This is a genomic window from Poseidonocella sp. HB161398 (assembly GCF_005870025.1).
Lineage (GTDB): Bacteria > Pseudomonadota > Alphaproteobacteria > Rhodobacterales > Rhodobacteraceae > Mangrovicoccus.
In genome coordinates, this window is sequence record NZ_VATA01000003.1 from 214,299 (window position 1) to 231,370 (window position 17,072).

Below are 17,072 nucleotides of genomic sequence, written 5' to 3' on the forward strand. Positions count from 1 at the left end.
CGTTCGAACCCCAAGGGAACCGGAGGTGGGCCGCCGCCCCCTGCCAGCGTCTAGAGCCAGAGATCGGGGTCGATTTGCAGTGCGGCGCGCAGGAGCATGTCGAAATGGCTGCTGCCTCCGGCACTGTCCGCCCCGGGGAGGGAGCCGAAATCGGCCTCCGCGACGGGCGCGCCAGGGCCGAGGAGGACGGGGCGCTCGATGCCGTCTGTGGCGACCGGCAGGAAGGCCAGCGTGTCGCCTGCGGCCGGAGCGGCGCGGAGCTCCTGTCCCGAGGCGCCGGAAATCCCGGTGACGGCCCCGTCCGGCGCGCCCTCGAGGCTGCGATAGGCGATCTGGATGCGCCCGTCTGCGTAGAGCTGGATCTGGAAGCCCAGATTGCCGGTCCCGTCTGCCGCCGCGAGATGGCGGAAGTCGATCAGCATCCGCGTGCCGCCGCTGTCGCTCCAGGCGCGGATCCGGCCGGGCCCGGCATCGAGATCGCCCTGCAGCGCAGAGACGAGGCCGCCATCCCCGGCGGAGCCGAAGGACAGATAGCCGTCGGCGCTGACCGTCATCTGCGCGTGCGCCGCGCCGAAGAAGGGGAAAAGGAAGGGCAGGTCGATCACCGCGCTGCCGTCATCGCCGATCCCGTCGATGTCGACGGCCCGCGGCGGCGGGCGGCGCCAGCCGGTCTCGGCGCTGGCGAGCATGTAATCGGTCGCGGCGCTGGCGACCCAGCCCGCTTGCAGCTCCTGGCGGAGGCTGTAGGCGCCCTCGGCGAGCCCGGAGAAGCGGTAGCTGCCATCGGTGCCGGTTTGCGGTTCTGCGGCCTGGCGCGTGCCGTCGCCGTCGAGATCGATCCAGACGCGGTGCCCGGCCAGAACCGCCTCGCCGGGGTCGCGCCGCCCGTCGCCATCGCCGTCCTGCCAGAGCGTGCCGGTGATCGTGCCGGTCGCGGCCGCGGCGGCCAGCGTCGCGTCTGTTCCCGCCCCGCTGGCGGTCGTGGCGGCTGCGGAGGTCGCCGTGACCGTGACCTGCGGCGCGGTGGCGGCGCCGCTCGTCGCCTCGACCGAGACCCGCGCGGTGTCGGGCGTGTCATAGGACAGCGTCAGCCCGCCGGTTTCGGGCAGGGCGCCGATCGACAGGCTCTCGGACTCGCTGCCGCCGCGCAGGCCGATGGCAAAGCGATCGGGCAGGCCGGACATGTCGCCATAGGCGAAGGAGATGCTGCCGTCGCGCGCGAGCATCACCTCGAAATTCAGGAGCGCCTCGCCCGAGAAGCTGCGCACCCCGGAATATTGCAGCGTGATCCGGTCCGGTTCGGTCAGCCACAGCACCTGGCCGCCATAGCCGGAGGTCAGGTCGGCCCAGAAGGGCGCGATCGACCAGTCCGGCGCCCGCTCCATGGCGCCGACACGGTAGGTCGGCTCCGGCGAGCCGAAACTGACGATGCCATTGGCGCTGACTGTCAGCCGGTCGAAGCTGCGGCCGTAGAAGACCGCGTCGAAGGGCAGGTCGAAGCCGAGAAGCCCCTCGTCGCCGAGCTCCAGCCTCTCGCCGCGGCCGCTGAGTTCCTGCCAGGCGACGGGCGTGTCCTCCGCGCGCCATTCCGGGCGGGCGCCGGCCTCCTTCCAGCCGTCGGGCAGGGCGACGGCGATGTCGTAGCGCCCCGGCGCGAGCCCGGCGAAGCTGTAGCGCCCGTCGGCCGCGGTCAGCGTGGCGGCTTCGCCTGCATCGCGCTGCCCGTCGCCATCTGTGTCGAGAAAGACCGTCCAGCCCGCGACGCCCGCGCCGCCGGCCTCCGCCACGCGGCCCGAGATCGCGGCGAGCGCCGGGCCCTCGACCGCGGCGGCGGCATTCACCCGCCCGCCGCTGACCGTGCGCGCCGCCAGTTCGGCCACCGGGTCCGAGCTGTCGATCAGCCGCTGGCGCAGCTCGGCAGGGGTCAGCCAGGGCTCGCTCGCCAGGATCAGCGCGGCGATGCCGCTGACATGCGGCGTGGCCATCGAGGTGCCGCTTTTCGTGCCGTAGCCGGCGCCGGGCAGGGTGGAGAGGATGCCGGTCCCCGGCGCGGCGACATCGACCGAGACGATGCCGTAGTTGGAATAGCTGGCCAGCCCGCCGTCGCGGTCGGTGGCCGCGACCGAGATGATGTTCGGCGCCGCGATGGCGGCGGGGTAATGCGCCGAGAGGTCGGTGTCCTTGGCATCGTTCCCGGCGGCGGCGACGATCGTCATTCCGGCCTGCCCGGCAAGGGCGATGGCATCGGCCAGCGCGGTCGGATAGGAGGCGCCGCCCCAGCTGCAATTGGCGATCTGCGCCCCCATCAGCGCGGCGTATTCGATCCCCTGGATCGCGTCGAAGAGGCTGCCGGTACCGTCATCCGACATGATCTTGACCGCCATGATCTCGGCCTCGGGGGCGACCCCGGCGATGCCGATGCCGTTCCCGGCCACCGCCGCGATGGTGCCCGCGACATGGGTGCCGTGGGAATGGCCGTCGGTGGGGCGGGCGTCGGTCTCGACGAAATCGTAGCCGTGGATGTCGTCGACCAGCCCGTTGCCGTCATCGTCGAGCCCGTTCCCCGGGATCTCGCCCGGATTGACCCAGATATTCGCGGCAAGATCGGGATGGGCGTAGTCGACCCCGGTATCGATCACCGCCACCAGCACCCCGGCGCCGCGGCTCGATTCCCAGGCGTCTGGCAGGTCGATATCGGTATCGGCGGCATTGTCGAGCGCCCAGAGCTCGCCCGCGCGCGGATCGGCGGTGAAGTCCAGCGCGTCAAGCGCCAGGTTCTCCTGCAGATAGGCGATCCCGGCGGCGGCGGCCGTTCCGGTCCCGGCGGCGGCCAGCGCCTCGGCGTCGATCCCGCCCTCGCAGCGCCAGAGCTCGAACCCCCAGGCAAGCGTCGTCTCGGCCAGCTCGGCCCCGAGCGTCTCGCGCAGCGCCGCCACCCGGGCGGCATCGGCATCCTCCGCCAGCCGCACGATGATGTCCTGCACGCCGCTGCTGCGGGGCGTCTCAGCGTTCTCCTGGCCTGTCAGCATACCCGCACTCGCACCACTCGGACCTGTGCCGAATAAACATGCGTGCCGCCCAGATCCGGTTAACGGATCCCCGTCAAGGCGTTGCCAGATGGCGAAAATTCCATTCAAATCCCCTCATGCAAGGAGCGAATCCGGACCCGGGGGCGGGGACCGGCGGGCTCCGGAAGAAGGAGGCTGCCATGCCATCCCCGACCCGCGACGCGCAGGTGATCGACACCGCCATCCGCCTGCTCGTCCTCGGCGGCTTCGGCCTGATCGCGCTGCACCTCATGGCGCCGCTCTTCGGGCTGATGCTCTGGGCGGTGATCCTGGCCGTGGCGGTCTACCCGGTCCATGCCTGGCTGGCGAAGCGGCTGGGCGGGCGCGAGACGCTGTCGGCGGTGCTGCTGACGCTCGCCGGGCTGGCGATCACTCTGGGGCCGGTGGCGGTGATGGCCGCGCAGGTGATCGAGGCGGGGACCCGCGCCATGACGGCGCTGCAGGAGGGGCATCTGCGGCTGCCCGATCCGGCGATGATCGAGCGCATTCCGCTGGTCGGCATGCGCCTGGCCGAGGCCTGGCGGACGATCGGCGGCACCCTGCAGGCGCTGGTGGCGCAGATGGGGCCGGTGCTGCTGGCCACCGGGCGGCTGGTGCTGGCGAAGGCGGCCGGGGTGGGGATCGCGCTGGCGATGCTGTCGGTCTCGGTCGTCATCATGGGGCTGCTCTTCCGCCCGGGGCCCGCGCTGGTGGCGCAGGCGCGGCGCTTTGCCAACCGCATCTTCGCCCCGCATGGCGCGGGCTTCGTCGATCTCGCCGGGGCGACGGTGCGCAATGTCTCGCGCGGGGTGATCGGCGTGGCGGCGATCCAGGCGCTGGCGGCGGGGATCATCATGGTGGTCTTCGGCGTGCCGCTGGCGGGGCCGCTGACCCTGGCGGCGCTGTTTCTCGGCATCATCCAGATCGGCCCGGGCCCGGTGCTGATCCCGGTCATCATCTGGGCCTGGCTGCAGATGGGCACCGTTCTGGCGATCCTCTTCACCGTGGTGATGCTGCCGGTGATGGTGGTCGACAACGTGCTGCGCCCGCTCCTGATGGCGCGGGGGCTGAAGACGCCGATGCTGGTGATCCTGGTCGGCGTGCTGGGCGGCATGCTGGCCTACGGGCTGGTCGGGCTGTTCATCGGCCCGGTGATCCTTGCCGTGTTCTACGAGCTGGTGACCGCCTGGGTCGCGGCCGGAGAGACCGCCGAGGCGCGGGAGGCGCCTGCCGAGGCACCGGGCGACGCCTGAGCCTGCGCACGCGGCGTGCCAGCCGGGGCGGGGGGCTATGCCGGGCGAGGCCGCCGTGCCAGTCTGGAGGCCTTCCCAGCCCGAGGAGCCAGGCCATGACCGACGACACCGCCTCTGCGCCGCAGCTGATCGGCAAGGCCCGCTCCGACCTCCCCCAGGGCGATCCGGGCTGGTGGGCGGCGGGGCTCTACCGCACCGCGAGCGGCTATCTGCTGGCCGGCACCGGCGGACCGGAAAGCGAGTTCGCCCCGGCGCCGGGCGAAAAGGGACGGATTTCCGAACTTTCCGAAGGCGACGCCTATAACTGGGCGGCGAGTCATCTGTCGATCGACCAGGTCGAAGAGTATTTCGACCACCTGACCGAAGAGATCTGAGTCGGCTTTCTGCTGCGCGGCGTTGCAGATCTGCCCGTTTGCCGCGCCGGGATCCGGCCTGTTCCCGCCGAATCTGTCCTTTTGCGGCCCGGACGCCGTCACGCCATGTTTCGCTTTCGAAAACTTTAATCAAACTATTCGATGCTAAATCGCCTGTTAGCGAAAATGGGCGCAGACTCGCCGATAGCACCGGGTCCAAGACGGATCCGCCCTTGCAGCACCAAGGAAACCGGTGCAGAGGGCATCCCCGATCCGCACCGGTGCGGAGGAGAGCAGAGAGATGCCGCAGACCAATCCCAAAGGGGCCAAGCCCAAGCCGGACAGCCGTCCGAAACCCGTCCAGTTCAGCGACTGGGCCATGATCTGATAGAAAACGGAGCGCCGAGAGGCGCTCCGTTTCTGTTTGGGCCTATTTTCCCGCCAGCGGAGCCGCAGGTGCCGTTTCCGGCGCTATGAGACTCTTGCACCGACTCGCCAAAACCGTCATTTTAAGGGGTGCATACGTCTTTTGCACTCGACCCGCTGCCTTCCTTCTGGCTGTCAGTCATCGATCCGCACTGACCACGGCCGGGCTGTCGCAATACCGCGGGCAGCAACCACGACAGGAGACACGGGAATCATGCCGAAGGGCACCGTGAAATGGTTCAACACCACCAAAGGCTACGGCTTCATCGCACCTGAAGAAGGCGGCAAGGACGTTTTCGTCCATATCAGCGCCGTCGAGCGTTCCGGCCTGACCGGGCTCAACGACAACCAGAAAGTCGAGTACGAACTGCGCACCGGCCGCGACGGCCGCGAGAGCGCAACCGACCTTTCGGTTCTCTGAGCCACAGCTCATCGCCTCCGGGCAGATATTGGAACGCCGCGCAGCCGAGGGCCTGCGCGGCGTTTCCCTTTTTCAGGGATTGCGGCGGGATCAGCGCGACGTCCGCAGGAGCTTTCCGACCTCCCGCACCGCCTGGCTGGCCGCGGCGGCCTTCGGGCTCTGGCGGCGGGCGCCGGGGCGGTAGCCGCCCGGACGGGACCGGTGGCCATGGCCATGCGCCTTTTCCTTCGCATAGGATTTGGCGGCCGTCTTCAGAAGCGATTTCAGCGACATCTTCATATCCTCCGTTGCGTCATTCACGGGGATAATGCACGGGAGGCCGCCTGCGTTCCCGGCAGGCGGCGGGGCAGGCGGAGGGCCGCTCAGCTGTTCAGGACGTCGGCGATCTCGTTGCAGAGCGAGCGGATCTCGACCGCGGCGGGGCCCTTCACGGATTTCTCCACCACGCCCTGGCCCTCGCCCATCACCTCGGCATAGATCACCCGGTTGTTGAGCTTGGTCTCGGCGGCGGGGCTGTCGAGCTCCTGGATCTTCGCGGTGATATCGGCGGTCAGCTTGGCGCGCGGCGCGGCGCGGTTGAGCACCAGAAGCGTCTTCTTGCGCTCGCGCTGCGCCATCTCCAGCACGCTTTCGGTCGCCCAGACATCGACCTGGCTGACCGCGACCGGGACCACGACCAGATCGGAGGCGCGCATCGCCGGGCGCAGGTCGCTATCGACCTTGGGCGGCGTGTCGACGACGACGATCTCGTTGTGCTTGAGCAGCTTCTCCAGCTCGTAGGAGACGCCCCAGGCGCTGGCCGTGGCGAATTCCAGCCCGGCCGAGCCGTCCATGATCTCGCGCCGCGCCATGTACCAGCGGCCGAGCGACCCCTGCGGATCGGTATCCAGAACCGCGACGCTGTGCCCGCGCTTCCAGAATTCGACGGCCAGGTTGACGGCCAGCGTGGTCTTGCCGGAGCCGCCCTTCTGCTGGGCCACCGTAATCGTGAATCCTGCCATCTTGTACCTCCATGGTAACAACACACTACATCCGGGGGGAACGCAACGGAGAATTACGGGGCTCCGGCCTTTTCGCCGCGCCTGCACACGGCGCAAGATGCATGCCAGGTCGTTGACATCCGCCGCGGTTACCGGAAAGGAGAGCTTTCGGGAGATGAGCGATGCGCCATGTGATCGGACCAGGCCGGCCCCAAGCGAGGCCGGGACAGGTGATCGGACTGCTCGGCGGATCGTTCGATCCGCCGCATGAAGGTCATGTGCATATCTCGCTCGAGGCGCTGCGCCGCTTCCGGCTGGACCGGATCTGGTGGCTGGTCTCTCCCGGCAACCCGCTGAAATCCGAAGGCCCGGCCTCGATGCCGCGCCGCATGGAGGCGGCGGAACGGCTGGTCGGCGGCCATCCCCGCATCACCGTCACCGATATCGAGATGCGGCTGGGCACGCGCTACACCGCCGCGACGCTCGAGGGCATCCTCGGCGCCTATCCCGGCACGCGCTTCGTCTGGCTGATGGGCGAGGACAACCTGGCGGGCTTCCACCGCTGGGACCGCTGGCGCTCGATCTTCGAGGCGGTGCCGATCGGCGTGCTGGCGCGGCCGGGGCAGTCGATCTCGGCGCGCACCGCGCGGGCCTCGCGGCTCTATCGCGGGGCGCGGGTCCCGCCGGGCGCGGCGCAGCTCCTGGGGCGCAAGCCGCCCCCCGCCTGGTGCCATCTGCCGATCCCGCTCTGCGGCATCTCCTCGACCCAGCTGCGCGCCAGCGGGCTCTGGGTGCGCTGAGACGGGCCGCGGCTCTTGAATTCTCAACTTTTTAAGGCGAGGCTGCGGCCTGCAGCCCCTCTCGAACAGGAGACGTCCATGCAGAGGCTCACACGTCGCGGCGTCCTGGCCGGTCTCGGCGCACTTGCTGCTGTGCCGCTCCCGGCGCTCGGCTCGCCGGTCCCTGTCCGGCGCCCCGAGCATCTGGGTGTTCCCGGCACGCGCAAGACGCCGCCCCCGTCCAGATACGATGTCGGCCCGGAATCCGAGGCGCTGGTGAAGAACTTCCGGCTGAGCGGCGAGTTCAGCTACCAGCTGGTCGATGCCGTCACGGGCGACTTCCTGGCGGGCTACAATGCCGAGGAGCCGATGGCCCCGGCCAGCACCTGCAAGTCGATCACCACCGCCTATGCGCTGGCGCATCTCGGCGCGGCCTACCGCTTCCGCACGCGGCTGCTGGCGACGGGGCCCCTGCGCGACGGACGGCTCGAGGGCGACCTGATCCTGGCGGGCGGCGGCGATCCGACGCTGAGCTCGGACGATATCGACGCGCTGCTCGACCAGCTCGCCGGGCTCGGCCTGCGCGAGATCGCCGGCAGCTTCAAGGTCTGGGACGGCGCGCTGCCCTATGTCGAGGAGATCGATCCAGGCCAGCCCGACCATCTGGCCTACAACCCCTCGGTCTCGGGGCTGAACCTGAATTTCAACCGCGTGCATTTCGGCTGGAAGCAGCAGGGCGGGGACTACGCGCTGGAGATGGACGCGCGGACCGGGCACGTGGTGCCGCCGGTGCGCATGGTGACGATGAGCACCTCGAACCGCAGCGGGCCGATCTTCACGGTGGAGACCGACGATGCAGGGCGCGAGGCCTGGACCGTGGCGCGCCCGGCGCTCGGCGGCAGCGGCGCGCGCTGGCTGCCGGTGCGCAACACCGCCCGCTACACCGCCGAGGTGATGCGCACGCTGGCGGCGATGCGCAAGCCCGCGCTGGTGCTGCCCGAACCCGAATACATCGACACGCTGCCCGAAGCCGTGCCGGTCGCGCTGCACCAGAGCGCGCCGCTGGCCGAGGTCGCGCGCGACATGCTGAAATACTCGACCAATCTCACGGCCGAGGTGCTGGGGCTGACCGCGACCACGGCGCGGACCGGCAAGCGCCCGGCCGACCTGGCCTCCTCGGCGGCCGAGATGACCCGCTGGGCGCATGGCATCGGCATGACCGAATGCAATCTGGTAGACCATTCCGGGCTGGGCCCGGCATCGCGCGTCACCGCCCGCGACATGACCCGGCTGCTGGTCCATGCCGGCATGGATGGCGAGCTGCGCTCGCTGATGAAGCATGTCGCGCTCTATACCAAGCAGGGCAAGGCGGAGCCGTTCGAGCTGCGCGCCAAGACCGGGACGCTGAATTTCGTGAGCTGCCTGACCGGCTATGTGCGGCGTCCGGGCAAGTCGCCGCTGATCTTCGCCATCCTGACCGCCGAGCCCGAGCGCCGCGCGAAGATCGCCCCCGGCGACGAGGAGAGCCCGGCCGGGTCGCATGGCTGGACGGGTGCCTCGCGGGCGCTGCAATACGATCTGGTGCGGCTCTGGTCGGACCGCGTCTGAGCCCGGCCCCGGCGACCGGGGCAGGGCATTGCGCCAGGGGGGCGCCTCAGGCGGCGTCGAGCGCGGCGATGATGGCGCCGAAATCCGCGGCCTTCAGCGAGGCGCCGCCGACCAGCGCGCCGTCGACATTGGAGACTGCGAAGATCTCGGCGGCATTGCCGGGCTTCACCGAGCCGCCATAGAGCAGCGGGATGTCGTCCGCCGGGGCGCCGAAACGTTCGGCCAGGGCGGCGCGCATCGCGTCATGGACCTCGGCGATCTGCTCCAGCGTCGGGGTGCGGCCGGTGCCGATCGCCCAGACGGGTTCGTAGGCGACGACGACCCCGACCGTGTCGGGCAGCGAGCCCGCCAGCTGCGAGGTCACGACGGCCAGCGTGTCGCCCGCGTCGCGCTCGGCCTCGGTCTCGCCGACGCAGATCACCGGCAGCAGCCCGGCGCCGAGCGCGGCCTCGGCCTTGGCCCTGACCAGCGCGTCGGTCTCGCCATGGTCGGCGCGGCGCTCGGAATGGCCCAGGATCACGTGGCTGCCGCCGGCATCGGCGATCATCGCCGCGCTGATATCGCCGGTATGGGCGCCGCTGGCCGCGGCATGGCAGTCCTGGCCGCCGACGGCGATGAAGCTGCCCTTGCAGGTCTCGGCCATCGCCGCGACCAGCGTCGCCGCCGGGCAGAGGAGCACGCCGCAGCCGGGCGCATCAGACGCCAGCAGCGCCTTCACCTCCGCCAGATCGGCAGTCAGCCCGTTCATTTTCCAGTTTCCTGCCGCGAGCTTGCGTGCCATCGCCACTCTCCCTTCTCGTGTGTCTGCCGGACCGGGACGGTCCGTCCCGGAGGCTTAGCACAAGTCGGAGGCGGGGCAACCGGGGTAACATGCCGCCGCGGCGGGCGGCACCCGGATCAGCTCTGCTGGGGGTCGGCGAACTTGATCGACTCGCCGCAGCCGCAGGCGTCGACGACATTGGGGTTGCGGAACTTGAAGCCCGCCTCGAGCAGCGAGACCTCGTAGTCGATCTCGGTGCCGAACAGGAACATCTGCGCCATCGGGGCGATCATCACCCGCGCGCCGTCCTGTTCCACGACCTCGTCCATCGGGTCGACCTCGGAGACGTACTCCATGGTGTATTCCATGCCCGCGCAGCCGCCCTTCTTGACGCCGATGCGCAGCCCCTGGCGATCGTCCTTCGCCATCAGGCTGTTGATCTGCTTTGCGGCCGACTGGGTAAGGGTCACGGCCTGCTTGCCGGGGATTCCGAACATGTTGCGCTCCTGACTAACGCAAGGAAGATAGGGGATTGCGGCCGCCAACTCAAGGGAGGAGCAGCCCGGGAATGCCCCCCGGCGCCAGTCCGAGCACCATGAGCCGCACGCCGAGCCCGGTCAGCACCGCCCAGCCGACCGAGGCCATGGTGCCGATGATGACGTATTCGGCGACCTTGCGGCTTTTCTGCGCGTCCGAGAAGCGCAGCGCCGACTTGGCGGCGACCAGCACCGCGATCCCGGCGACATTGCCGGTCAGCACCGAGATGAAGGCCAGGCCGCGCTCCAGATGGCCGATCAGCGCGCCCGCGCCCTTCAGCCCGCCGCCATTGACCTGGGCGCGCAGGCTCCAGTCGCGCTCCATCAGCGGGGCGATCAGCATCTGCACCGCGATCCCGCCGGCCCGCGTGGCAAAGAGCGCCCCGGCGGCCAGCGCCATCGCCGCGGGCGCCGCGGCGGGCAGATGCGCCGCCCAGAGCCCCTGGGCCCAGCCGGAGGCGAAGAATGCGGGCAGGGCGAAGACGGCGGAGATATGGATGGCCTGGTCGGCGAGATAGCCCCAGAGCCGGGCGGGCACGAAGCGCGTCTTGGCCGCGTCCGTGGCCATGTGCAGCGCGGTCACGGCGGCGACCAGCGGCAGCCCGGCGAATCCCAGCGCCAGCCAGCTTGCCGCGAAGACGATGGCGCCGTGCAGCGCCAGCACGCGGAACCGGTGCTTGTTCTCGACGATCCAGTCGGTCTGGAAGGCGTAGTCGGCCAGGACATGGGCCAGAAGCAGCGCCGCGGAGGTTTCGAGCATGGGAAGCCTGCTATCCGAATAAACAAGACATATAACTTGTAATTTAAAAAACAAGCCCTGTGACTTGTAATGCGGAGAACAGGGCGGATTCTAGCCCAGGCGGGGTTCGGCCCAGGCCATGACCTGTTCTAGCGCCCAGAAGCCCGCCAGGTCCAGCCGGTCCTGGACGGCCTGCTGGCTCAGCCCCAGCCCCGCGCCGATCTCCGCCTGGCTGGGCGCATCGGGCGGCAGGGCAAGCGCCACGGCCTCGGCCTGGGCGGCGCTCCAGCGGGCGGCCAGCGCGTCGCAGAGCGCGACCGCCTCGGCCAGCCCATCGGGGGCGTCCCCGGCGGCGGCGGCCAGGCGGCGGCGGCGCAGCAGCGTGTCGAGGCAGTGCCCGGCATGGCGGAAGGCCGGGCCGTCGGCATCGGAGAGGTCGCGGCTGCCGGGGCTGTCGATGCCGCCGAAGCCGAGCGCGATGCGGGTGGAGGGAAGGTCCTCGGCCATGCGGAACCGCGCCCGCAGGTAGAGCCCGGCGCGCAGCGCCAGGGGGGCGGGACGGATCAGCGCCTGCCAGCCGTCGCCGCGGAACCGGGTCAGGCGCGGCGGCGCGGCGCCCCAGCGGGCGACCTCGCCGAAGCTTTCGCCAAGCAGCGCGAAGGCCGCGGCCACCGGACCCGGCCCGGCCCGCACGGAGCCCACCAGGTCGCCGGAGATGACGGCGCCGCCTTCCATTTCCGTCTTACATGAAGCCCAGTTCCAGGCGCGCCTCGTCGGACATCATCTCCATCCCCCAGGGCGGGTTCCAGGTCAGGTCGACATTGACGCTTTTCACGCCGGGCAGGGGTTCCACCGCATCGGCGACCCAGCCGGGCATGTCGCCTGCGACCGGACAGCCCGGCGCGGTCAGCGTCATGATGATGTTGACGTCGTTCTCGTCGCTGATCTCGACCGTGTAGACGAGGCCCAGATCGTAGATGTTCACCGGGATCTCGGGGTCGTAGACGCTGCGGCAGGCCTCCACGACCGCTTCATGCAGCGGATGGTCGGTGGAGGACGGCTTGATGAGCGGCGCGCCCTCGAGCTGGGGATCGGAGGTGTCGGTCACGGACATGCATATTCCTCGTGTTTCACTCGGGAATATAGGCTGCGGCGGCCGCGAGGTCCAGAACCCTCCCGCGGGCGGCCCGGGCCCCGCGTCAGGCGCGGCGCAGGCGGCAGGCCGTGCAGGACCGGGCCCCTGGCGCCATTTCCGCCAGCAATGGCAGGCCCGGCGGCTGCGGAAGATGAAGCGATCGTGACCGCGGCGGGGGCGCTGCTGCGGCGCAGGGCCCGGATGCCCGCCATGCGGGCATTGCCGGAACGGCAGTCGCCCGGGGCGCGCGGGAGAATCACCCGGCCGCGATCCGGCCGGCCTATTCGCCCCCGCGCGGCACCGTCGCGCTGCGGCGCACCGGGGCGGGGCGGACGCGCTTCTCGATGTCCTGGTAGAGCGACTCGACGATGTTCTTGCCGGTCGCCTTCTCGATCCCCTCGAAGCCCGGAGAGGAATTGACCTCCAGCACCTTCGGCCCGGTGGAGGAGCGCAGGATGTCGACCCCGGCCATGTTCAGCCGGAAGGCCCGGGCCGCGCGGATGGCGATGTCGCGCTCTTCCTTGGAGATGCGCACCGGCTTTGCGGTGCCGCCCTGGTGCAGGTTCGAGCGGAACTCGCCCTCGGCCGCGGCCGAGCGCTTCATCGCCGCCACGACCTTGCCCGAGATCACCAGGCAGCGGACATCCTCGCCCGCGGCCTCCTTGACGAATTGCTGGACGAGGAAGTTGGCCTTCAGCCCGCGGAAGGCGGAGATCACCGACTCGGCGGCCTTCTTGGTCTCGGCCAGCACGACGCCTTTTCCTTGCGTCGATTCCAGCAGCTTGACGATCAGCGGCGCGTTGCCGACCACGTCGATCAGGTGCAGCGTGTCCTTCGGCGAGGAGGCGAAGGCGGTGACCGGCATGTTGATGCGGTGGCGCGCCAGCACCTGGTGGGCATGCAGCTTGTCGCGGCTCGCGGTGATCCCGTCGGCGGGGTTCACGCAATAGGTGCCCACGGTCTCGAACTGGCGGATGACGGCGGTGCCGTAGGGGGTGATCGAGGCGCCGATCCGCGGGATCACCGCGTCGTAGCGGGGCAGGCGCTTGCCGTCGTAATGCACCTCGGGCGCATCCGCATTGATCGCCATGTAGCAGCGCGCGGTGTCGATCACCTCGACCACATGGCCGCGGTTCTCGCCCTCGGCGACGATGCGCGAGGTGGTGTAGTTCTTCGGCTCGCGGCTGAGCACGGCGACGCGCAGCGTCCGCCGCGGCGCCTGGGTGCGGACATCGGCGGTGTGGTAGACGTCGTAGCTCAGCTCCGGCTGGCAGCAGCGCTCGGAGGCGGCGACCAGCATGTCGTCCATCAGCGCCTGGCGCCCCAGCAGCATCCGGTAGGTCATCGCGCCGCGATTGGTCAGCGTCACGTCGATCGGCCAGGAGCGGTTGCCCATGTGCACCTCGGTGCGGATCACGTAGCGCAGCTCCATCTCGCCATTCGACGAGGTCACCTCGCGGCGGTCGACGATCTGGGCAGAGCAGGGGATCGACAGCTCGTCGCGGCCGGGGATCGGATGCACGCCGAAGCGCACCTTGGGCCGGTTGACCGGGCCGAAGGGCTCGATGTCGAACGCGTGCAGCGCCGAGGTCCGCGCGCCGGTATCCACCTTGGCCTTCAGCGCGGGCAGTCCAAGCGTCGGCAGGGAGAGCCATTCCTCCCAGCCGAGGCGGAAATCCGTCTGATCGAAGCTGCTATCGGTCATGGGAAACTCCCCGGTCACCTTGATTTGGCGCCGCCCTAGCCTCTGGAAGGGCGTCCGGTCAATCCGCGGCGGGAGAAAACCCGGGCCTTCCGCAGGGCCGAGGCTTGGCACTGCGGCGGAAATGTCTAGAAGGAGGGGCCGAGCAAAGGACCCGCGCCCCGTGACCCAGAGATTCAGCTTCGCCCTTCACGCCACCGATGGCAAGGCCCGGACCGGGCTCATCAGCACGCCGCGCGGCGAGATCCGCACCCCGGCCTTCATGCCGGTCGGCACGGCGGCGACGGTCAAGGCGATGATGCCCGAGAGCGTGCGCGCGACCGGGGCGGACATCCTCTTGGGCAACACCTACCACCTGATGCTGCGGCCGACGGCGGAGCGGATCGACCGGCTGGGCGGGCTGCACGAGTTCATGAACTGGGACCGGCCGATCCTGACGGATTCGGGCGGCTTCCAGGTGATGAGCCTCGCCGAGCTGCGCAAGCTGACCGAGGAGGGCGTGACCTTCCGCAGCCATGTCGACGGCTCGCGCCACATGCTGAGCCCCGAACGCTCGATGGAGATCCAGAAGCTGCTGGGCTCGGACATCGTGATGTGCTTCGACGAATGCCCGGCGCTGCCTGCCCCGCGGGAGCGGATCGCGGACTCGATGCGGCTTTCCATGCGGTGGGCGGCCCGCTCGCGCGAGGCCTTCGGCGACCGGCCGGGCCATGCGCTCTTCGGCATCCAGCAGGGCGGCGACATCGAGGATCTGCGCGGCGAGAGCGCCGAGAAGCTGCGCGGCATCGGCTTCGACGGCTATGCGGTCGGCGGGCTCGCGGTGGGCGAGGGGCAGGAGATCATGTTCAAGGTGCTCGACTACGCGCCCGGCATGCTGCCCGAGGACAAGCCGCGCTACCTGATGGGGGTGGGCAAGCCCGACGACATCCTCGGGGCGGTGAAGCGCGGCATCGACATGTTCGACTGCGTGCTGCCCTCGCGTTCTGGGCGCACGGGCCAGGCCTTCACCCGCCGGGGCGTGGTCAATATCAAGAATGCCCGCCATGCCGAGGATCCGCGGCCGCTGGACGAGGCCTGCACCTGCCCGGCCTGCTCGAATTACAGCCGCGCCTATCTGCACCATGTCTTCCGCAGCCAGGAGATCATCTCCTCGATGCTGCTGACCTGGCACAACCTGCACTACTACCAGGAGCTGATGCAGGGCATCCGCGACGCCATCGCCGCCGGGCGGTTCGAGGCCTTCGAGGCGGAGTTCCACGCCGGGCGCGCCATGGGTGATATCGAGCCCCTCTGAGCCCGGGTCCGTCCCGCGGGCCTCACTGCGGGACGAGGGCCGATTTCATGTCGCTCCAGACCTGGAGTCGGCAGGCCCGCTGGTCGGTCAGCTTGGTGCCGAGCTCCTCGTGGAGCACGTTGAGATATTCCTTTTCGTTGAACGCGAAGCTGCCTTCGGCCCCGGCATCGGCCATCAGCTTGGCCAGCCCCTTGATATGGCCCTCGGCCGCGCCCGAGAAGCTGGTCTCGCTGGTATTGCCGTTCAGGAAGTACTCGCCGCAAATGCCGTCGGCGACCTGCAGGATGGCCGAGATCGTCTGCGGGTCGAGCGCCGCCTGGGCGCGGAGCGGCGCGGCGGGCAGGAGGGCCAGGGCGGCGAGGAGAAGGGGCGCGCATGCGGTCATGGGATCACCAGGGGGATTTGATGTAGGCATCGGGAACCTGCGTGCGGGCGATCGACAGCATCTCCTGCGCCGATTGCCGCGAGCCGACCGGGGTGACGACGGAGTAGTAGCCGTTCCTGAGATTCGGGTAGTCGCCGGTGCGGATGATCGCGGGCAGGAGCCCCAGCCCGGTGATCTCGCGCAGCCGCCGCTCGGCCCCGGCGCGGTCGGGAAAGCTGCCCATGATGACGAACCAGGCCGCCTCCGACGGGGTGTAGCGCGCGCTCTGGCCGCTGAAATCGGGAAGCGCCGCGGGCACCGGGGCCGTGACCGGCGCGGTGGCGACGAAGGCCTGGCCGACGATGCCCATCAGGTCGTTCCAGATCTCCAGCCGGCAGGTGCGCACATCGCTGAACTCGGCGCCGAGCTGTTCGCGCAGGAGGCCGACATACTGGGTCGAGGAGGTGGTCTGGCGGCTGGCATAGCCCTTTTCCTCCAGCGTCTCGGAGAGGGCGTCGAGCGAGTTGCGGATGTCGGTGTCGGATTTCGAGGCGGAGCCCGTGGCGTTGTAGTCGCCGCACATCAGGATGGCCGTGCCGTAGATGTACTGGATCGTGTCGCGGTCGAGGCTTTCGGCGGAGGCCGCGCCCGCGGCGGCGGCCAGGGCCAGGACTGTCCCCAGGGTCTGACGCATAGGCACCCCTCCCGTCCGGCAGCTCCCGCCGCCTCTTGACCAAAGGTAAACCTAATCCTGCAGGGCCGCAACTTTGAGTTGATCTCCTCGGACCGGGACGGGGGCGGACCCGCCTGCGCCGGTCCCGGAAACGCAAAAGGCCCCCGCGATGCGGGGGCCTTCGAAGCGTCTGCCCGGGGGCGGGGGCATCACTCTTCCTGGTCGGATGAGGACGTGTCCCTCGCCAGCCTTGCGGCCTTCAGCTTCGCTGTCTGTTCCGCACGTGCGCTGGCCTCGCTTTCGAGGATCAGCTTGGCCGCGGCCGCCGTTTTTTCGAAGGGCGACTTCGGCTTCTGCGGAGCCTCCCGGAATAATCCGGGAGAGGCTTTCTTTTTTGTCATGAGTCTCCTTGCGGCCGGCCGACCATGTCGGCACCTGGCCAGGTTGGAGAATTATGCCAGTGCCAGATCGCGTGCCGATTGGCGGCCGTCACGGCCGGTCTCGATTTCGAACGTCACTTTCTGTCCGTCATCGAGGTGGCTGATCCCGGCGCGCTCGACCGCGGAAATGTGCACGAACACATCCTTGTTGCCGCCGTCGGGCTGGATGAAGCCGAAGCCTTTGGTGGAGTTGAACCATTTCACGGTGCCAGTGGCCATCGTGGGATTTCCTTCTATTGATGCTGTCCACGGAATTGCGACAGCCCGGCCGGTCAGTACGAAAAGCAGACTGAAGCCGGTGAAGGAGACAGGTTGCGGTCGGAATAACTAAGCAGGTCCCTATATAAACGGAATCGGCAAAATTGCAATGGCCCGGGAAAAATGTGCTCCGGCCCCGGCCGCATCCGGCGGGAAAGGGAGCGGTCCGGGAAAAGTCCCGGGCATGCGACAGGCGCCCCCGGCCGCGCATCGCGCCACCGGGGACGGAAGGCGGGCTGCCGGGGCAGCAGGGGGCGGAACGGAAAAGGCCCCCGCGATGCGGAGGCCTTCGGATCGGTTGCCA

Annotated in this window: 19 protein-coding genes; 6 read left to right on the forward strand and 13 right to left on the reverse strand. The window is 69.5% G+C overall.

Annotated elements, in window-relative coordinates:
* Window positions 1-50 precede the first annotated feature (50 nt).
* A complete protein-coding gene (locus FGX59_RS04050; protein ID WP_138465234.1) occupies window positions 51-3,029 on the reverse strand; it encodes a S8 family serine peptidase in 2,979 nt (992 codons plus the stop codon).
* 179 nt (window positions 3,030-3,208) lie between these two features.
* On the opposite strand from FGX59_RS04050, the gene FGX59_RS04055 reads away from it, so the two are divergent.
* The 3 genes from FGX59_RS04055 to FGX59_RS04065 all read left to right on the forward strand — a co-directional run bounded on the left by FGX59_RS04055 (window position 3,209) and on the right by FGX59_RS04065 (window position 5,500).
* Window positions 3,209-4,300 (forward strand): AI-2E family transporter, encoded by a 1,092-nt coding sequence (locus FGX59_RS04055; protein WP_240722237.1) that lies wholly within the window; start codon window positions 3,209-3,211, stop codon window positions 4,298-4,300.
* A 95-nt stretch (window positions 4,301-4,395) separates the two neighbouring features.
* Window positions 4,396-4,674, forward strand: a complete 279-nt coding sequence (locus tag FGX59_RS04060) for a hypothetical protein (protein ID WP_138465236.1) — start codon at window positions 4,396-4,398, stop codon at window positions 4,672-4,674.
* A 619-nt stretch (window positions 4,675-5,293) separates the two neighbouring features.
* Window positions 5,294-5,500 carry a cold-shock protein gene (locus FGX59_RS04065; RefSeq protein WP_138465237.1) on the forward strand — a complete coding sequence of 69 codons (207 nt, stop codon included), beginning with the start codon at window positions 5,294-5,296 and terminating at the stop codon, window positions 5,498-5,500.
* Window positions 5,501-5,590: 90 nt separating this feature from the next.
* Here the strand turns inward: FGX59_RS04065 and FGX59_RS04070 are convergent, their stop codons facing one another.
* Window positions 5,591-5,773: a hypothetical protein gene (locus tag FGX59_RS04070; protein ID WP_138465238.1), complete on the reverse strand. Its 183-nt coding sequence runs from the start codon at window positions 5,771-5,773 to the stop codon at window positions 5,591-5,593.
* Window positions 5,774-5,862: 89 nt separating this feature from the next.
* Window positions 5,863-6,501 carry a ParA family partition ATPase gene (gene parA / locus FGX59_RS04075; protein ID WP_138465239.1) on the reverse strand — a complete coding sequence of 213 codons (639 nt, stop codon included), beginning with the start codon at window positions 6,499-6,501 and terminating at the stop codon, window positions 5,863-5,865.
* A 161-nt stretch (window positions 6,502-6,662) separates the two neighbouring features.
* On the opposite strand from parA, the gene FGX59_RS04080 reads away from it, so the two are divergent.
* Window positions 6,663-7,280: a nicotinate-nucleotide adenylyltransferase gene (locus tag FGX59_RS04080; RefSeq protein WP_138465240.1), complete on the forward strand. Its 618-nt coding sequence runs from the start codon at window positions 6,663-6,665 to the stop codon at window positions 7,278-7,280.
* A 78-nt stretch (window positions 7,281-7,358) separates the two neighbouring features.
* Window positions 7,359-8,867, forward strand: a complete 1,509-nt coding sequence (dacB, locus tag FGX59_RS04085; RefSeq protein WP_138465241.1) for a D-alanyl-D-alanine carboxypeptidase/D-alanyl-D-alanine-endopeptidase — start codon at window positions 7,359-7,361, stop codon at window positions 8,865-8,867.
* A 46-nt stretch (window positions 8,868-8,913) separates the two neighbouring features.
* Here the strand turns inward: dacB and tpiA are convergent, their stop codons facing one another.
* From tpiA to rimK, 6 genes are all read right to left on the reverse strand, one after another.
* Window positions 8,914-9,648, reverse strand: coding sequence for a triose-phosphate isomerase (gene tpiA, locus FGX59_RS04090; protein ID WP_138465242.1), 735 nt, complete (start codon window positions 9,646-9,648; stop codon window positions 8,914-8,916).
* Between the two features lie 116 nt (window positions 9,649-9,764).
* Complete coding sequence (locus FGX59_RS04095; protein WP_138465243.1) at window positions 9,765-10,124, reverse strand: iron-sulfur cluster assembly accessory protein; 360 nt, start codon at window positions 10,122-10,124, stop codon at window positions 9,765-9,767.
* A gap of 49 nt (window positions 10,125-10,173) precedes the next feature.
* Window positions 10,174-10,923 carry a DUF3307 domain-containing protein gene (locus FGX59_RS04100; protein WP_138465244.1) on the reverse strand — a complete coding sequence of 250 codons (750 nt, stop codon included), beginning with the start codon at window positions 10,921-10,923 and terminating at the stop codon, window positions 10,174-10,176.
* Window positions 10,924-11,013: 90 nt separating this feature from the next.
* Window positions 11,014-11,637: a hypothetical protein gene (locus FGX59_RS04105; RefSeq protein ID WP_138465245.1), complete on the reverse strand. Its 624-nt coding sequence runs from the start codon at window positions 11,635-11,637 to the stop codon at window positions 11,014-11,016.
* 7 nt (window positions 11,638-11,644) lie between these two features.
* Window positions 11,645-12,016, reverse strand: coding sequence for an SUF system Fe-S cluster assembly protein (locus FGX59_RS04110; protein ID WP_370295736.1), 372 nt, complete (start codon window positions 12,014-12,016; stop codon window positions 11,645-11,647).
* Between the two features lie 301 nt (window positions 12,017-12,317).
* Window positions 12,318-13,742, reverse strand: a complete 1,425-nt coding sequence (gene rimK / locus FGX59_RS04115) for a 30S ribosomal protein S6--L-glutamate ligase (protein ID WP_138465246.1) — start codon at window positions 13,740-13,742, stop codon at window positions 12,318-12,320.
* 160 nt (window positions 13,743-13,902) lie between these two features.
* Here rimK and tgt point away from each other — a divergent pair, with 160 nt between their 5' ends.
* Window positions 13,903-15,033, forward strand: a complete 1,131-nt coding sequence (tgt, locus tag FGX59_RS04120) for a tRNA guanosine(34) transglycosylase Tgt (RefSeq protein WP_138465247.1) — start codon at window positions 13,903-13,905, stop codon at window positions 15,031-15,033.
* A 22-nt stretch (window positions 15,034-15,055) separates the two neighbouring features.
* On the opposite strand, the gene FGX59_RS04125 is transcribed toward tgt, so the two are convergent.
* From FGX59_RS04125 to FGX59_RS04140, 4 genes are all read right to left on the reverse strand, one after another.
* A complete protein-coding gene (locus tag FGX59_RS04125; protein ID WP_138465248.1) occupies window positions 15,056-15,418 on the reverse strand; it encodes a hypothetical protein in 363 nt (120 codons plus the stop codon).
* 4 nt (window positions 15,419-15,422) lie between these two features.
* Window positions 15,423-16,091, reverse strand: coding sequence for an SPOR domain-containing protein (locus tag FGX59_RS04130; protein WP_138465249.1), 669 nt, complete (start codon window positions 16,089-16,091; stop codon window positions 15,423-15,425).
* Between the two features lie 188 nt (window positions 16,092-16,279).
* Window positions 16,280-16,471: a hypothetical protein gene (locus FGX59_RS04135; RefSeq protein ID WP_138465250.1), complete on the reverse strand. Its 192-nt coding sequence runs from the start codon at window positions 16,469-16,471 to the stop codon at window positions 16,280-16,282.
* 51 nt (window positions 16,472-16,522) lie between these two features.
* Window positions 16,523-16,729, reverse strand: coding sequence for a cold-shock protein (locus FGX59_RS04140; RefSeq protein ID WP_138465251.1), 207 nt, complete (start codon window positions 16,727-16,729; stop codon window positions 16,523-16,525).
* Between the last annotated feature and the right edge of the window lie 343 nt (window positions 16,730-17,072).

What these genes read in the sequence shown, in the direction of transcription:
- rimK (WP_138465246.1), bottom strand. Translation starts at nt 13,742, where the DNA reads ATGACCGATAGCAGCTTCGATCAGACGGATTTCCGCCTCGGCTGGGAG.
- dacB (WP_138465241.1), top strand. Translation starts at nt 7,359, where the DNA reads ATGCAGAGGCTCACACGTCGCGGCGTCCTGGCCGGTCTCGGCGCACTT.
- FGX59_RS04050 (WP_138465234.1), bottom strand. Translation starts at nt 3,029, where the DNA reads ATGCTGACAGGCCAGGAGAACGCTGAGACGCCCCGCAGCAGCGGCGTG.
- tpiA (WP_138465242.1), bottom strand. Translation starts at nt 9,648, where the DNA reads ATGGCACGCAAGCTCGCGGCAGGAAACTGGAAAATGAACGGGCTGACT.
- parA (WP_138465239.1), bottom strand. Translation starts at nt 6,501, where the DNA reads ATGGCAGGATTCACGATTACGGTGGCCCAGCAGAAGGGCGGCTCCGGC.
- FGX59_RS04105 (WP_138465245.1), bottom strand. Translation starts at nt 11,637, where the DNA reads ATGGAAGGCGGCGCCGTCATCTCCGGCGACCTGGTGGGCTCCGTGCGG.
- FGX59_RS04130 (WP_138465249.1), bottom strand. Translation starts at nt 16,091, where the DNA reads ATGCGTCAGACCCTGGGGACAGTCCTGGCCCTGGCCGCCGCCGCGGGC.
- FGX59_RS04070 (WP_138465238.1), bottom strand. Translation starts at nt 5,773, where the DNA reads ATGTCGCTGAAATCGCTTCTGAAGACGGCCGCCAAATCCTATGCGAAG.
- FGX59_RS04080 (WP_138465240.1), top strand. Translation starts at nt 6,663, where the DNA reads ATGCGCCATGTGATCGGACCAGGCCGGCCCCAAGCGAGGCCGGGACAG.
- FGX59_RS04065 (WP_138465237.1), top strand. Translation starts at nt 5,294, where the DNA reads ATGCCGAAGGGCACCGTGAAATGGTTCAACACCACCAAAGGCTACGGC.
- FGX59_RS04095 (WP_138465243.1), bottom strand. Translation starts at nt 10,124, where the DNA reads ATGTTCGGAATCCCCGGCAAGCAGGCCGTGACCCTTACCCAGTCGGCC.
- FGX59_RS04110 (WP_370295736.1), bottom strand. Translation starts at nt 12,016, where the DNA reads ATGTCCGTGACCGACACCTCCGATCCCCAGCTCGAGGGCGCGCCGCTC.
- FGX59_RS04135 (WP_138465250.1), bottom strand. Translation starts at nt 16,471, where the DNA reads ATGACAAAAAAGAAAGCCTCTCCCGGATTATTCCGGGAGGCTCCGCAG.
- FGX59_RS04100 (WP_138465244.1), bottom strand. Translation starts at nt 10,923, where the DNA reads ATGCTCGAAACCTCCGCGGCGCTGCTTCTGGCCCATGTCCTGGCCGAC.
- FGX59_RS04140 (WP_138465251.1), bottom strand. Translation starts at nt 16,729, where the DNA reads ATGGCCACTGGCACCGTGAAATGGTTCAACTCCACCAAAGGCTTCGGC.
- FGX59_RS04060 (WP_138465236.1), top strand. Translation starts at nt 4,396, where the DNA reads ATGACCGACGACACCGCCTCTGCGCCGCAGCTGATCGGCAAGGCCCGC.
- FGX59_RS04055 (WP_240722237.1), top strand. Translation starts at nt 3,209, where the DNA reads ATGCCATCCCCGACCCGCGACGCGCAGGTGATCGACACCGCCATCCGC.
- FGX59_RS04125 (WP_138465248.1), bottom strand. Translation starts at nt 15,418, where the DNA reads ATGACCGCATGCGCGCCCCTTCTCCTCGCCGCCCTGGCCCTCCTGCCC.